The organism is Rhizobium atlanticum (assembly GCF_030182485.1).
In the GTDB taxonomy this organism is placed as follows: Bacteria; Pseudomonadota; Alphaproteobacteria; order Rhizobiales; family Rhizobiaceae; genus Rhizobium.
In genome coordinates this window covers 135,125-150,080 of the sequence record NZ_JAQJCJ010000019.1, presented here as the reverse complement: position 1 = coordinate 150,080, position 14,956 = coordinate 135,125, and the positions used below count along the sequence as shown (strand labels likewise).

The 14,956-nt window shown below is 62.1% G+C and carries 14 protein-coding genes and 1 pseudogene; 13 read left to right on the top strand and 2 right to left on the bottom strand.

The window, feature by feature from the left end; translation table 11 throughout:
- From PH551_RS25360 to PH551_RS25330, 7 genes are all read left to right on the top strand, one after another.
- On the top strand, positions 1 to 644 hold a 644-nt coding region (locus PH551_RS25360; RefSeq protein WP_285195487.1), incomplete at its 5' end, for an FAD-dependent oxidoreductase.
- 75 nt (positions 645 to 719) lie between these two features.
- Positions 720 to 974 carry a GlsB/YeaQ/YmgE family stress response membrane protein gene (locus PH551_RS25355; RefSeq protein ID WP_011425215.1) on the top strand — a complete coding sequence of 85 codons (255 nt, stop codon included), beginning with the start codon at positions 720 to 722 and terminating at the stop codon, positions 972 to 974.
- Positions 975 to 997: 23 nt separating this feature from the next.
- Positions 998 to 1,246: a GlsB/YeaQ/YmgE family stress response membrane protein gene (locus PH551_RS25350; RefSeq protein ID WP_085778064.1), complete on the top strand. Its 249-nt coding sequence runs from the start codon at positions 998 to 1,000 to the stop codon at positions 1,244 to 1,246.
- Between the two features lie 56 nt (positions 1,247 to 1,302).
- Positions 1,303 to 2,274 carry a lipoyl synthase gene (gene lipA / locus PH551_RS25345; RefSeq protein WP_285195486.1) on the top strand — a complete coding sequence of 324 codons (972 nt, stop codon included), beginning with the start codon at positions 1,303 to 1,305 and terminating at the stop codon, positions 2,272 to 2,274.
- A gap of 130 nt (positions 2,275 to 2,404) precedes the next feature.
- The gene (locus tag PH551_RS25340; protein WP_285195485.1) at positions 2,405 to 2,821 is read left to right on the top strand and encodes a hypothetical protein; all 417 of its coding nucleotides are present in this window, start codon (positions 2,405 to 2,407) and stop codon (positions 2,819 to 2,821) included.
- Between the two features lie 123 nt (positions 2,822 to 2,944).
- Complete coding sequence (locus PH551_RS25335) at positions 2,945 to 3,538, top strand: P-loop NTPase family protein (RefSeq protein WP_285195484.1); 594 nt, start codon at positions 2,945 to 2,947, stop codon at positions 3,536 to 3,538.
- 9 nt (positions 3,539 to 3,547) lie between these two features.
- Positions 3,548 to 4,000, top strand: coding sequence for a type II toxin-antitoxin system RatA family toxin (locus PH551_RS25330; RefSeq protein ID WP_221113315.1), 453 nt, complete (start codon positions 3,548 to 3,550; stop codon positions 3,998 to 4,000).
- Positions 4,001 to 4,018: 18 nt separating this feature from the next.
- On the opposite strand, the gene PH551_RS25325 is transcribed toward PH551_RS25330, so the two are convergent.
- Entirely contained in the window at positions 4,019 to 4,519 is a 501-nt protein-coding gene (locus tag PH551_RS25325; protein ID WP_285195483.1) for a CinA family protein, read from the bottom strand.
- A complete protein-coding gene (locus PH551_RS25320; RefSeq protein ID WP_285195482.1) occupies positions 4,516 to 5,736 on the bottom strand; it encodes a bifunctional 2-C-methyl-D-erythritol 4-phosphate cytidylyltransferase/2-C-methyl-D-erythritol 2,4-cyclodiphosphate synthase in 1,221 nt (406 codons plus the stop codon). The genes PH551_RS25325 and PH551_RS25320 overlap by 4 nt, the downstream gene beginning before the upstream one ends.
- 143 nt (positions 5,737 to 5,879) lie before the next feature.
- Between PH551_RS25320 and dusB the strand changes: the two genes are divergently transcribed.
- The 6 genes and pseudogenes from dusB to ntrX all read left to right on the top strand — a co-directional run bounded on the left by dusB (position 5,880) and on the right by ntrX (position 14,901).
- Positions 5,880 to 6,899, top strand: a complete 1,020-nt coding sequence (gene dusB / locus PH551_RS25315; RefSeq protein ID WP_285195481.1) for a tRNA dihydrouridine synthase DusB — start codon at positions 5,880 to 5,882, stop codon at positions 6,897 to 6,899.
- Positions 6,896 to 8,050, top strand: coding sequence for a two-component system sensor histidine kinase NtrB (locus tag PH551_RS25310; RefSeq protein ID WP_085778071.1), 1,155 nt, complete (start codon positions 6,896 to 6,898; stop codon positions 8,048 to 8,050). Before dusB ends, PH551_RS25310 begins: the two co-directional genes overlap by 4 nt.
- Positions 8,047 to 9,498: a nitrogen regulation protein NR(I) gene (ntrC, locus tag PH551_RS25305; RefSeq protein ID WP_085778072.1), complete on the top strand. Its 1,452-nt coding sequence runs from the start codon at positions 8,047 to 8,049 to the stop codon at positions 9,496 to 9,498. Before PH551_RS25310 ends, ntrC begins: the two co-directional genes overlap by 4 nt.
- A gap of 574 nt (positions 9,499 to 10,072) precedes the next feature.
- Positions 10,073 to 11,061, top strand: a pseudogene (locus PH551_RS25300) (potassium channel beta subunit family protein).
- Positions 11,062 to 11,276: 215 nt separating this feature from the next.
- The gene (locus PH551_RS25295) at positions 11,277 to 13,547 is read left to right on the top strand and encodes a sensor histidine kinase NtrY-like (RefSeq protein ID WP_285195480.1); all 2,271 of its coding nucleotides are present in this window, start codon (positions 11,277 to 11,279) and stop codon (positions 13,545 to 13,547) included.
- A complete protein-coding gene (gene ntrX, locus PH551_RS25290) occupies positions 13,537 to 14,901 on the top strand; it encodes a nitrogen assimilation response regulator NtrX (protein WP_011425228.1) in 1,365 nt (454 codons plus the stop codon). Before PH551_RS25295 ends, ntrX begins: the two co-directional genes overlap by 11 nt.
- Positions 14,902 to 14,956 lie beyond the last annotated feature (55 nt).

Here is a 14,956-nt window from a genome sequence, read left to right as displayed (position 1 = left end):
CTGCAGACGGCAAGGTCCAGCAGATCACCGCCGACCGGATGATTTCGGCTGTCGGCGTTCAGGGCAATATCGAAAACCTCGGCCTGGAGGCGCTCGGCATCAAGACCGACCGCGGCTGCGTCGTCGCCGACGGTTACGGCAAGACCAATGTCGCGGGCATCTATGCGATCGGTGATGTCGCCGGCCCGCCGATGCTGGCCCACAAGGCCGAGCATGAGGGCGTCGTCTGCGTCGAAAAAATCGCCGGCCTGCCGAATGTTCATCCCACCGACAAGGGCAAGGTGCCGGGCTGCACCTATTGCAATCCGCAGGTCGCCTCCGTCGGCCTTACGGAAGCCAAGGCCAAGGAGCTGGGCCGTGATATCCGGGTCGGTCGCTTCTCCTTCGCGGCGAACGGCAAGGCGATCGCTCTCGGCGAAGACCAGGGCATGGTCAAGGTGATCTTCGACAAGAAGACCGGCGAACTGCTCGGCGCCCACATGGTTGGCGCCGAAGTCACCGAGCTCATCCAGGGCTTCGTCGTCGCGATGAACCTCGAAACGACCGAGGAAGAACTGATGCATACCATCTTCCCTCATCCGACCGTATCCGAGACGATGAAGGAAGCGGTGCTCGATGCTTACGGTCGTGTACTGAACGCTTGAGAATTTTTGGGCGCTGCCCCTTTTCCGGAGTGGAAAGCCACTCCGGCCGGGTGGAAAAGGCGAAAGGAAATGATCATGTCTATGGAGACGCAGGCGTTGCTGGTGTTTTTGCTGATCGGCCTGGTTGCGGGCTTCCTGGCAAGTCTGGTCGTCGGTGGCGGCGGTTTGATCAGATGCCTGCTGAGCGGCATCATCGGCGCCTTCGTCGGCGGCTATCTGTTCAGCGCGCTCGGCATTTCGCTGGGTATTGAAAATGCGCTGGTCGTGCAGATCATCCACGCCACCGTCGGCGCCATCATCGTGGTGCTGGTCGCCAGAGCGGTCGCTTAGCGCAGATTGAGGGCAGGACAGGCATGGAAAGCGTGGGCTGGATTTCGGCAATCATCATCGGCGGACTTGCAGGCTGGCTGGCCGGCAAGCTGATGGATGCACGATATGGAATTTTCCTGAACATCGTGCTCGGCATTGTCGGCTCGGTTGTCGCCACCGCCATCCTCGCCCAGTTTCACGTTCAACTGGCCGGTGGACGTCTCGGCTATTTCGTGACGGGTTTCCTCGGCGCCTGCCTGCTGATATTCGTTGCGCGACTGGTGCGGCGCTAAATTGCGACGCGTCGTAGGGACTGTGCCGCTTAGGGCGGCGGAAAGCTGAGACTGCAATGGTGACCATTCTCGACACGATCAATCCCGACGCCAAGCGCGTGCGCCATCCTGAGAAGGCGCATCGGCCGGATACGGATGTCATGCGCAAGCCGGATTGGATCCGCGTCAAGGCGCCGACTTCCAAGGGCTATGCCGAGACACGCGCCATCGTGAAGGAGCACAAGCTCGTCACCGTCTGCGAGGAGGCCGGCTGCCCGAATATCGGCGAGTGCTGGGACAAGAAGCACGCGACCTTCATGATCATGGGCGAGATCTGTACCCGCGCCTGCGCCTTTTGCAATGTCGCGACCGGCAAGCCGAATGCGCTCGACATAGCCGAGCCCGAAAACGTCGCCAAGGCGGTCAAGGAGATGGGCCTCAGCCACGTCGTCATCACCTCGGTCGACCGCGACGATCTCGAGGACGGCGGTGCCGAGCACTTCGAAAAGGTGATTTGGGCGATCCGTTCCGCCTCGCCGGGAACGACGATCGAGATCCTCACGCCTGATTTCCTGAAGAAGCCGGGCGCCCTGGAGCGCGTGGTCGCCGCCAAACCCGACGTCTTCAACCACAATATGGAAACGGTGGCCGGCAACTATCTGACGGTTCGCCCCGGCGCCCGTTATTTCCATTCCATCCGCCTGCTGCAGCGGGTGAAGGAACTCGATCCCACCATGTTCACCAAGTCAGGCATCATGGTCGGCCTTGGCGAGGAGCGCAATGAAGTGTTGCAGCTGATGGACGACCTGCGCACAGCCGATGTCGACTTCCTGACGATCGGCCAATACCTGCAGCCGACCCGCAAGCACCACAAGGTCGAAAGCTTCGTCACGCCCGACGAGTTCAAGTCTTACGAGACGGTCGCCTACAGCAAGGGCTTCCTGATGGTGGCCTCCAGCCCGCTGACCCGCTCGTCACACCATGCTGGAGATGATTTTGCGCGGCTGAAGGCGGCGCGGGAAAAGAAGTTGCAGCTGGCGGCTGAGTAATAACTTTATCTCGTGTACTGGTCGGCCGGAGGCTCATTGATTTCTGATTCAATCGAGTTTCAATTTGACGTCCGAGAACGATAATCGAGCCCGCTTGGAAAGCTGCCTTCAGGTACTCGTGGGATTGCCGTTGAGCATTGCCCGCGACGCCGCAGATATGAAGATTTTCCATTTTGGAGCGATACGACCGCATCCTTCAGGCAAAGGAACGGTTGGTGCGTACGCACTACATTTGCAATGCCCGTGGCGTCTCGTTGCCAAGAATACGGTGGTTACGGGGACATCAGATCGTTTTGTCGAGCCTACAGACGGAAGTGAGATAGACGATGACGATCCCAGAACGGGCAACCTGCAGCTCATAAAGATTGCATCTCTGCTGAAAGCGTATGACGAGGCGACATACTCGTTTGTGAACGCCACGGAGCAACTCGTCGTTGTCTCCGTCACTGCGGACAACTATGGTGGGGCTGATCTCCTGCTGTCGGATGATTACCGGCTTCAGATTTTCCCGGATGGTTCGCTTGAAGAGAATTGGCGCCTTGTCTAGCTGCAAGGACGTCATGTCGTTATCGAAGGTGGCGACGTACGGATTGACGAATAGCAATGCGATAACGACAGCGGCTCGCGGGAGTTAACGGTATGGGCGCAAACCGGCAGCTAGGATGACCCGATGGACCAGAGAGCAGAGCTGCCGCAGCGTCAGCAGATCGCCGACCTCAAGCAGGCGGCGGAGCATATCCGAAGAGCCCGGCGCATTCTCGTGGTGGGCTGCTCGGGCGGCGGGAAATCAACTCTTTCGCTGAAGATCGCCAAGCGCTTCGGACTTCCGTATATTTCGCTCGACCGGGACGTTTTTTGGCTTCCCGGCTGGGTGGCGCGCGACAGATCGGAGCAGCGAAGAATCATCGCCAGCCGGATCCTCGAAGAACGCTGGATCATGGACGGCACCAACCCGTCCTCACTGGACATCAGGCTGCCGCGGACCGATTTCGTAATCTGGGTCCGCATGCCGAGGCTTCTCTGCATTTGGGGTGCGGTCAGCCGATGGGCGAAATGGATTGGCCGCACCCGCCCGGAAATGGCCCCGGGTTGCATCGAAAAGGTCGATTTAGAATTCCTGCGGTTCATCTGGACCTTCGAGGAGAAATTTGCGCCGCGCGTTGCCGCCGGCCTCGCCGAATATGGCCCCGATGTGCCGGTTCTTCAGCTAAAATCCCGCAGCCGGATGGGCGAACTCCTTGATCTTCTGGACGCGCCCGCTTAAGTGCCGCCTATGCCGCAATTCGAAACGCACCGTTCCGTCCCGCACACGCCCGACCAGATGTTCGATCTCGTTGCCGATGTCGAGCGTTATCCCGAATTCCTGCCGCTCTGCGAAGCGCTTTCCGTCAGGAGCCGCAAGGAGCGCGACGGCAAGATCCTGCTCGTGGCCGACATGACCGTCGGTTACAAGGCAATCCGCGAGACCTTCACGACCCAGGTGCTGTTGAACCGGGCCGAGCGCGTCATCGAGGTCAAATATATCGACGGCCCATTCAAATATCTGGAAAACCGGTGGCATTTCGCCGAAACTCCCGCCGGTGGCTGCACGATCAATTTTTTCATCGACTACGAGTTCAAGAGCCGCATTCTGGGCGCGCTGATGGGTTCGATGTTCGATCGCGCCTTCCGCATGTTCACCGAAGCCTTCGAAACAAGGGCGAACAGAATCTACACCAAAGTGTAACGGCGATCGCAGCCGGCGTCAGTCGGGCAGCAGCGAATGCACCATCTCCAGCGCCGTCCGTACCGTTGCCAGCCGCACAGCGCTGCGGCCGATATCGCCGTACAGTATCTTTCGGTGGACGGATGCGCCGGTGCGCGACCTGGCGGCAAGATGCACGAGCCCAACCGGTTTTTCCGCCGATCCGCCACCGGGGCCCGCAATGCCGGTGACGGCGACGGCGATCGCGGCGCGCGAGCGGAAGAGGGCGCCCTGCGCCATCTGCCGTGCTGTCTCTTCGGAAACCGCCCCGAAGCCGAGCAGCGTTTGCTCCTGCACTCCGAGCAGCTCCATCTTCGCCGTGTTCGTATAGGTGACGAAGCCGCGGTCAACGACTGCGGACGAGCCCGCTATTTCGGTCAGCGCGCCGGCGATCAGCCCGCCGGTGCAGGATTCGGCCGTCGAGATTATCAGCCCGGCAGCGGTGAAGTCGCGGATGATAGCCTCTGCCGCCGCATGGATATCCTCGGGAAAAAGGCTCATCGCTTCATTCCCCGATAGACGACGGTCGCCGTGGCGATCGCCGCAATACCTTCGCGCCGGCCGACGAAGCCGATCTTCTCATTGGTCGTCGCCTTGACCGAGCATCGTTCGAGATCGATGCCGAGATATTCGGACAGTCTTGCCCGCATGGCGTCGCGATGCGGCCCCACCTTCGGCGCCTCGGCGATCAGCGAGACGTCGGCATTCATGATCGTGCCGCCGCGTTCGCGTACGATCCGGGCGGCATGCTCGATGAAGATCTTCGAAGCCGCTCCTTTCCATTGCGGATCGGAGGGCGGGAAATGATCGCCGATATCGCCGGCGCCGCAGGTGGCAAGCAGCGCGTCCGTCAGCGCATGCAGTGCGACGTCGGCATCGGAATGGCCCTTGAGCTTCTGATCATGCGGAATGAACACGCCGCAGAGGGTCACGCCGTCGCCCGCTTCGAGCTGGTGCACGTCATAGCCGTTGCCGGTGCGCACGTCGGGAAGCAGCGGGGCCGACAGCTTGTCGTCGGCCATGGCGATATCGCGCTTGACCGTCAGCTTGACGTTGTCGGGCGTGCCCTCGACGATAGTCACCGGAATGCCGGCCCATTCGGCGACCGAGGCGTCGTCGGTGAAATCGCTTCGCCCGCTCGCCGCCGCCTTCTCATGCGCGTCGAGGATTGCTGCGAAGGCGAAGGATTGCGGCGTCTGCGCTGCATAAAGGTGCTCGCGCGAGACCGTCTTCAGCACGGTGCCGGCGCCGTCGGTGCGTTTCAGCGTATCGGTGACCGGCGTGGCCGGCAGCACTGCCTGTGCGCCGTCGCCAAGGCTTTCGGCAATGCGGTCGAGAAGCCCGTGGTCGAAGAAGGGTCGCACCGCATCGTGGATCAGCACATGGCCGACATTCTTGCCCTTGAGGTATCTCAGGCCAGCAAGCACGGACCGTTGCCTGGTCGCGCCGCCATGTACCGTTTCGATCGGCGTTGCCGAGACGATATGCCGAGACGCCTTGGCAAACAGCGCCGCGTCGTCGGGATGAATGACGACGACGATCTGTTTGGCAGCTTCCCATGTCATGAAGTTTTCAAGCGTATGGACGATAACCGGCTTGCCGCCGATCATGCGATATTGCTTGGGGCCTTCCGTGGAGGATCCGGCGCGCTCGCCCCGGCCGGCGGCAACGATGACAATTCCAGCCGATATTGGTTGCTTGGACGGCATTTGCAGCATAAATCCCCTAAATTATGCGGAATTGACCGGAGTGCTCTAACCTCTTGCTGGAACCTTTTCCAGCATCTGCCCTGAAAAATATCGATTTCGATCCGAGCCCCTTGGCAAAGCCGGTGATCTGTGGCTAAAAATAATGCAGTTCTATGGTGTGCCTGAAAGATAATCATTTGATTTGCAAGGATCTCGCAGCGCCTTTCCGAATCGGACCCGTGTCCGTGCGGAACCGCGTTGTGCTGGCGCCGATGTCCGGCGTCACGGACATGCCCTTCCGCGAGCTTGCCTGGCGCTTCGGCGCCGGCCTCGTCGTTACCGAGATGGTGGCGAGCCGCGAGCTGGTCAATGATACCGCCGAATCCTGGTCGCGCCTGAAGGCTGCCGGCTTCCGGCCGCATATGGTGCAACTCGCCGGGCGCGAAGCGCACTGGATGGCGGAAGCGGCGAAGATCGCGGCCGACCATGGCGCCGACATCATCGACATCAACATGGGCTGTCCGGCAAAGAAGGTGATCGGGGGTTATTCTGGCTCGGCGCTGATGCGCGATCCCGATCACGCGCTCAGCCTGATCGAGGCGACGGTCCAGGCCGTGGACATTCCGGTTACGCTGAAGATGCGCCTCGGCTGGGATGAGAATTCCATCAACGCGCCGGACATTGCCCGCCGGGCCGAGGCGGCCGGCATCCAGCTCGTGACCATCCACGGCCGCACCCGCATGCAATTTTATGAAGGTCGCGCCAATTGGGATGCGATCCGCGCCGTCCGCGAGGTGATCTCCGTTCCGCTGGTCGCCAATGGCGATGTCGAGACTGCTGCTGACGCGCAGGAAATCCTGCGCCGCTCCGGCGCCGATGCCGTCATGATCGGCCGGGGCTGCCAGGGCAGGCCGTGGCATGCCGGCGTGCTCGCCGGAGCGGCAGAACCGCGAGGCAAAGAGATTGCCGATATCGCCGTCGAACATTACCGGATGATGCTCGATTTCTACGGCGAAGCGGTGGCGATCCGTCATGCCCGCAAGCATCTCGGCTGGTATCTTGAGCGGTTTGCTCCCGCGCTTGCCGGTGGCGAGAAGGAAGACATCATGACCTCGCGTGACCCGCGTGAGGTGGCCGCGCGCCTTTATGACGCATTGGCCGCAGGTGCGCTCGACAGCCGGGAGGCGGCATGACGAAGGATACGACATCTCCGCTCGACTACGCCGGCGGAACCGTTGCCATGGCGGTGCTGAACGCCATCCAGAACCCAGTGGTCATGGTCGATGAATCCGGTTTCGTCGCCTTCGCCAATTGGGAGGCGGAAGCATTCTTTGGCGCGAGCGCCTCGCATCTGGCGCGTTATCGGATTTCGACCTTCATTCCCTTCGGCAGTCCGCTGCTCGCCCTGATCGACCAGGTGCGTGAGCGCAAGGCGCCTGTCAACGAATACCGTGTCGACCTGAGTTCCCCGCGCCTCGGCCAGGACAAGCTCGTCGATCTCTATGTCGCTCCGGTGCTGAGCGAACCCGGCGCCGTTGTCATCGTCTTCCAGGAACGCTCGATGGCCGACAAGATCGATCGGCAGCTGACGCATCGCGCTGCCGCCCGTTCCGTGACTGGACTTGCCTCCATGCTGGCGCATGAGATCAAGAACCCGCTCTCCGGCATCCGGGGTGCTGCCCAGTTGCTCGAACAATCGGTGATCGACGACGACCGGGCGCTGACCCGGCTGATCTGCGACGAGACCGACCGCATCGTCTCGCTGGTCGACCGCATGGAGGTCTTTTCCGACGAACGCCCGGTCGACCGCATGCCGGTCAATATCCATTCCGTGCTCGATCACGTGAAGGCGGTCGCCAAGGCGGGCTTTGCGCGCAATATCCGCATTACCGAGAGTTACGACCCATCGCTGCCGGCCGTCTATGCCAATCGCGACCAGCTCGTCCAGGTCTTCCTCAACCTGGTGAAGAACGCCGCCGAGGCCGTCGGCGACCGGCCGGATGGCGAGATCATGCTGACGACGGCCTATCGCCCGGGCATCCGGCTGTCGGTCGCCGGCACGCGTGAAAAGATCTCGCTGCCGCTGGAATTCTGCGTCCACGACAACGGGCCCGGCGTCCCCGCCGATCTGCTGCCGCATCTCTTCGATCCCTTCATCACCACCAAGACGAACGGCAGCGGCCTCGGCCTGGCGCTGGTCGCCAAGATCATCGGCGATCACGGCGGCATCATCGAATGCGACAGCCAGAATAGCCGCACGACTTTCCGCGTTCTCATGCCGGCGTCGAAGGACGCCTCGCTCGAGGATGCCTCTTCCGTAAGCTCGACAGGACCTTCTCGATGACAGCCACGATCCTCGTTGCAGATGATGATGCCGCCATACGCACCGTGCTCAACCAGGCTTTGAGCCGCGCCGGTTATGACGTTCGCATCACCTCCAACGCCGCAACGCTGTGGCGCTGGATTTCGGCGGGCGAGGGCGATCTTGTCGTCACCGACGTGGTGATGCCCGACGAGAACGCATTCGACCTTTTGCCGCGTATCAAGAAGGCCCGTCCGGATCTGCCGGTCCTCGTCATGAGCGCCCAGAACACCTTCATGACCGCCATCAAGGCGTCCGAGAAGGGCGCCTATGATTATCTGCCGAAGCCCTTCGACCTGACAGAACTCATCGGCATTATCGGCCGGGCTCTGGCCGAGCCGAAGCGCAAGCCCGCCAAGCTCGAGGAGGACATGCAAGACGGCATGCCGCTGGTCGGCCGCTCGGCGGCGATGCAGGAAATCTATCGCGTGCTCGCTCGGCTGATGCAGACCGATCTGACGCTGATGATCACCGGCGAATCCGGCACCGGCAAGGAGCTTGTCGCCCGCGCCCTGCACGATTACGGCAAGCGCCGCAACGGCCCCTTCGTGGCGATCAACATGGCGGCGATCCCGCGCGACCTGATCGAATCGGAACTCTTCGGTCACGAGAAGGGCGCCTTCACCGGCGCCCAGACCCGCTCGACCGGCCGATTCGAGCAGGCCGAAGGCGGCACGCTCTTCCTCGATGAAATCGGCGACATGCCGATGGACGCCCAGACCCGGCTTCTGCGCGTGCTGCAGCAGGGTGAATATACCACCGTTGGCGGCCGCACGCCGATCCGCACCGATGTGCGTATCGTTGCCGCCACCAACAAGGACCTGAAGCAGGCGATCAACCAGGGCCTGTTCCGCGAGGATCTCTATTATCGCCTCAACGTCGTGCCGCTGCGCCTGCCGCCGCTGCGCGACCGCGCCGAGGACATTCCCGATCTCGTGCGCCATTTCATTCAGCAGGCGGAAAAGGAGGGCCTCGGCTCCAAACGCTTCGATCAGGAAGCGTTGGAACTGATGAAGGCATACGCCTGGCCGGGCAACGTCCGCGAGCTGGAAAATCTGATCCGCCGCCTGATGGCGCTCTATCCGCAGGATGTCATCACCCGCGAGATCATCGATGCCGAGCTGCGCTCTGACGTGCCCGACAGCCCGATCGACAAGGGGCCGATCCGCAATGGTTCGATGACGATCGCTCAGGCGGTCGAGGAGAACATGCGCACCTATTTCGCCAGCTTCGGCGACAACCTGCCGCCGCCCGGCCTCTATGACCGCGTGCTGACCGAAATGGAATATCCGCTGATTCTCGCCGCGCTCACGGCAACCCGCGGCAATCAGATCAAGGCGGCCGATCTTCTCGGGCTCAACCGCAACACCCTGCGCAAGAAAATCAGAGAACTCGGCGTCTCTGTCTACAGAAGCTCCCGCACCGCCTGAAGAAAAGGCGGTGGGCTCCTCGTCTGCCCACCGCCACTCCTCCCCAGTATCCGCCGCCACGGTCGGGAACAAAACTTAATCTATCCAAGCTCGGTCGCGATTTGTATCTGCACCGGCAAACAAAAGCGCAGTGTCATCCGGCGGTCACATAGTATTTGCGAGCTATTGTTTGCCATCATGCAATGTCATTGAAGTTGCTACGGTCATCGGCGCCGCGCCTGTGGATAAGCTGTGGATAACTGGTGGACGACACGGCTCGATCAGCGGGCGGCAGCATTCCATAATCCGCTCACATGTTGCCTATCCGTTCCGAATCTCGTCATCTGCCGCCGCTGCTGTTCGACTTCCGCCGCAACTGTCGTCGCCAGCATGCCATGGGCGCTCCGGCTGATGTCGTGGAGCGCCCTTTTCTTTGCGGCCGAAGCTGCGGCATCCGTGTTGGCGACCAATTTGGCGGCTGCGGCTCGTATATGCTTGCGGACGCCATAGATTATGCGGATCGGTCGCCGATCGATCGTGTGATGCCGACCTCGGTTAACGGTCGGCCCATGTTCTAACCCGCGGGAGCTGCGTGATGGAATATCGTCGTTTGGGAAAATCGGGCTTGAAGGTGAGCGAGTTCTCCTTCGGCTCATGGGTCACTTTCGGCAAGCAGGTGAATGGCGGCGACGCCGTCGACCTCATGCGGCTTGCCTACGACAATGGGGTGAACTTCTTCGACAATGCCGAAGGCTATGAAAGCGGCAAGTCGGAGATCGTCATGGGCGAGGCGCTCAAGTCGCTTGGCTGGAGCCGGGACAGCTTTATCGTCTCGAGCAAGGTCTTCTGGGGAGGCGAGAAGCCGACGCAGCGCGGCCTGTCGCGCAAGCATGTGACCGATGCCTGCCATGCGGCACTCAAGCGGCTTCAGGTCGATTACCTCGACCTCTATTCTGCCACCGCCCTGATATCGACACGCCGATCGAGGAAACGGTCCGGGCCATGCACGATCTCGTCGCCCAGGGCAAGGTGCTCTATTGGGGAACGTCGGAATGGTCCGCCCAGCAGTTGACCGAAGCCTACGCCGTTGCCCAGGACCTGCGCATCACGCCCCCCACCATGGAGCAGCCGCAATACAACATCTTCGAACGCCAGAAGGTCGAGGCCGATTATCTCCCGCTCTACGACCTGATCGGCCTCGGCACCACCATCTGGTCGCCGCTCGCCTCCGGCGTCCTCACCGGCAAATACAATAACGGCGTGCCGGCCGACAGCCGCATGAATCTGCCCGGCTATGAATGGCTGAAGGAGAAATGGTCGAGCGATGCCGGCCGCGCTCAGCTCCGACAGGTCGGCGAACTCGCAAAACTCGCCGACGAAATCGGCTTGTCGATCACCCATCTCGCGCTTTTGTGGTGCCTCGCCAATCCCCACGTTTCGACCGTTATTCTCGGGGCCTCGCGGGCCAGCCAGCTGCAGGACAATCTCGCGGCGCTTTCGCACAGGCACAAGCTCACGGCCGATGTGTTGGAGCGCATCGATGCGATTGCCGGAAACAAACCCGAGGGGCCGCGTCGCTTCTAGGTGAGTCGCCAAAACTGTGACGCTGCGGGTGCCTTGCCTTGACAACGTGATAAGCCGCGTTGCATTTTCGCCACAATGCGTTGCTTAAAGGTCACGCAAGGGTTTTGGACATTTCGCTCCCGATCAAGTCTTTCCGACGCTGGCTCTGCCGAGCCGGCGTTCTTTGGTTTCGATCGGGTAGCGGGACGGCGGGGTGCCGTCTGAAGAGAGGCCGAATGACGCAGGATGGGGTAGCGCCGGCGGCGGCGGGCGAGACGGTGACGACGGTGACCGATCGCCGCGCGCTTTTCGCCGTGCCTGGCCTCGTGCTCGCCGGCGGCGCGCTGCTCTGCGCCACGATCACACTCTTCATACTGCTCGGCCTGACGCCGATCGCGCCGACCTCTCATGTCGTGGTCACTTCGGTGATCGTCAATTCCTTCTTCGTCCTGACGCTGCTGGCGCTGATCGCCCGCGAGGTGGCAAGGCTGCTCAAGGCGCGCACACGGGGCCGGGCGGCCGCGCGCCTGCACATCCGCATCGTCGTGCTCTTCTCGATCGTCGCGATCACGCCCGCGATTCTCGTCGCCATCTTCGCCAGCATCACGCTCAATGCCGGCCTCGATCGCTGGTTTGCGCTGCGCACCCAGTCGATCGTCAGCTCGTCGCGCAATATCGGCCAGGCCTATATGATGGAGAACGCCAGCTACCTGCAGGGGCAGACGGTCTCCATGGCCAACGACCTGGAGCGCAACCGCGCTCTCTACAGTCTCGACAGGACGGGATTCGCCGAACTGATGACGCGCCAGGCAAGGGGCCGCGGCCTGCTCGGCGCCTTCCTCGTCGAAAGCGACGGTTCGGTGGTCGTCCAGGCTGATATCGCCACGGAAAAGCCTTTGCCAGCCATTCCGCAGGACGCGTTGCAAAAGGCGGCGGCCGGGCAGCCGACGCTGATCCCGCCCGGCGTCACCAACCTCGTCGGCGCCATCATCAAGCTCGATGCCATCCAGGGCACGTTTCTCTATACGGTGCGCGCGGTCGATCCCAAGGTCATGGGCGCCATGCGCATGATGGAGGAAAATGCCACCGAATATCGCTCGATGGAGGCCAACCGCTTCTCGCTGCAGATCGCCTTCGCCGTGCTCTATATCGGCTTCGCGCTGATCGTGCTGCTTGCGGCGATCTGGACGGCAATTGCCGTCGCCGACCGCATCGTCCGGCCGATCCGCCTGCTGATCACCGCGGCCGACAGCGTTGCATCGGGCAATATGGATATCGTCGTGCCGGTGCATGCCGTCGATGGCGACGTCGCCAATCTGTCGCGCACCTTCAACAAGATGATCTCGGAAATCCGTACCCAGCGCGACGAGATCCTCGAGGCCAAGGACGAGGTCGACGACCGCCGGCGCTTCATCGAAGCGGTTTTGTCCGGCGTTACCGCCGCCGTCATCGGCGTCGAACAGGATCGCCGCATCGCCATCGTCAACAGCTCGGCCGAAACGCTGATGGCGCTGTCGGCCGAAGAGATGCTCGGCAAGCAGCTGGCCGACATCGCGCCCGAGGTCGACCAGGTGCTGACCGAGGCGGCGGTGCGTCATCGCGGCGACTTCCGCAAGCAGATCGCCCTGGTGCGCGGCGGCACGGTGAGAACGCTGAGCGTGCAGGTCACCCGCGAGGAAGTGCGCGATATGAGCGAATCCTACGTGATCACGCTCGACGATATCACCGATCTCGTCATCGCCCAGCGCTCAACGGCCTGGGGCGACGTGGCTAGGCGCATCGCCCACGAGATCAAGAATCCGCTGACGCCGATCCAGCTGTCCGCCGAGCGCATCCAGCGGCGCTACGGCAAGCAGATCAACCAGGACGACCGCACCGTCTTCGATCAGTGCACCGATACGATCATCCGCCAGGTCGGCGATATCGGCCGTATGGTCGACGAATTCTCCGCTTTCGCCCGCATGCCGAAGCCGACCAAGGAGCCGAGCGACCTGCGCGACATCCTGCGCGACGCGATCTTCCTGCGCGAGATGGGCAATCATCACGTCACCTTCCTGTCGGAGTTCGGCGATAAGCCGCTGGAGGGCCTGTTCGACAGTCGCATGCTCGGCCAGGCTTTCGGAAACCTCATCAAGAATGCCGTGGAATCGCTGGAAGCCGTTCCGAGCGAGGAGCGCGACGAGCGCAAGGTCCTCGTGCGCGCCGCGCTCGATGCGGCCCGCGACCGTTTCACCGTCGACGTCATCGACAATGGCCGCGGCCTGCCGGTGGAAAACCGTCACAGCATCCTGGAACCCTATATGACGATGCGCGAGAAGGGCACCGGGCTCGGCCTCGCCATCGTCAAGAAGATCATCGAGGAACATGGCGGGCAGCTCGAGCTGCACGATGCGCCCGCCGATTTTGACCGGGGAAGAGGGGCCATGATCCGCGTGCATCTGCCACGCCTGGAGCCAGCGCCCGCCGCTCCCGCAGCCAATGACAAGGAAAGCGCTTATGGCCTCTGATATTCTCGTCGTCGATGACGAGCACGATATTCGCGAGATCGTTTCCGGCATTCTCTCCGACGAGGGCCATGAGACACGCACGGCCCATGACAGCGACAGCGCACTGGCGGCGATATCAGATCGCGTGCCGCGGCTGATCTTCCTCGATATCTGGATGCAGGGCAGCAAGCTGGACGGCCTATCGCTGCTCGACGAGATCAAGACCCGTCATCCCGATCTCCCCGTCGTGATGATCTCAGGCCACGGCAACATCGAAACCGCGGTCTCGGCAATCAAGCGCGGTGCTTTCGATTTCATCGAAAAGCCCTTCAAGGCCGACCGGCTGATCCTGATCGCCGAACGCGCTCTGGAAAATTCGAAGCTCAAGCGCGAGGTTTCCGAGCTGAAGCGGCGCACCGGCGACGCCCTGGAGCTGATCGGCACCTCGGTCGCCGTCTCGCAGCTGCGCCAGACGATCGAGAAGGTGTCGCCGACCAACAGCCGCATCATGATCCTCGGCGCGTCCGGTTCCGGCAAGGAGCTGGTAGCGCGAATGATCCACAAAAAGTCGGCCCGCGCCAACGGCCCGTTTGTCGCGCTCAACGCCGCCAACATCACGCCCGATCGCATGGAAGTGGCGCTCTTCGGCACCGAGGGCACGCCCGGCCAGGCGCGCAAGATCGGCGCACTCGAGGAGGCCCATCGCGGCATCCTCTATCTCGACGAGGTCGGCGAGATGCCGCGCGAGACCCAGAACAAGATCCTGCGCGTGCTCGTCGATCAGCAGTTCGAGCGGGTCGGCGGATCCAAGCGCGTCAAGGTCGACGTCCGCATCATTTCCTCGACCGCCTATAATCTCGAAAGCCGCATTGCTGAAGGCTGGTTCCGCGAGGATCTCTATCATCGCCTGGCCGTCGTGCCGGTGCGCGTACCGCAGCTTGCCGAGCGGCGCGAGGACATTCCCTTCCTCGTCGATCAGCTGATGCGCCAGATTTCCGAGCAGGCCGGCATTCGTCCGCGCCGCATCGGCGACGATGCCATGGCGGTGCTGCAGGCGCATGACTGGCCGGGCAACATCCGCCAGTTGCGCAACAATATCGAGCGGCTGATGATCCTTGCCCGCACCGACGGCCCCGATACGCCGATCACCGCCGACATGCTGCCGACCGACCTCGGCGACATGCTGCCCAAGGTTTCGGCCAAGAACGATTACCACATCATGACGCTGCCGCTGCGCGAAGCCCGCGAGATGTTCGAGAAGGATTATCTGATCGCCCAGATCAACCGCTTCGGCGGCAATATCTCGCGCACCGCCGAGTTCGTCGGCATGGAGCGCTCCGCGCTGCACCGCAAGCTGAAATCGCTTGGTGTCTAGAGCATGATGCCGAAAAGTGTCAGCGGTTTTCGGGCAACATCATGCTCGACTATTT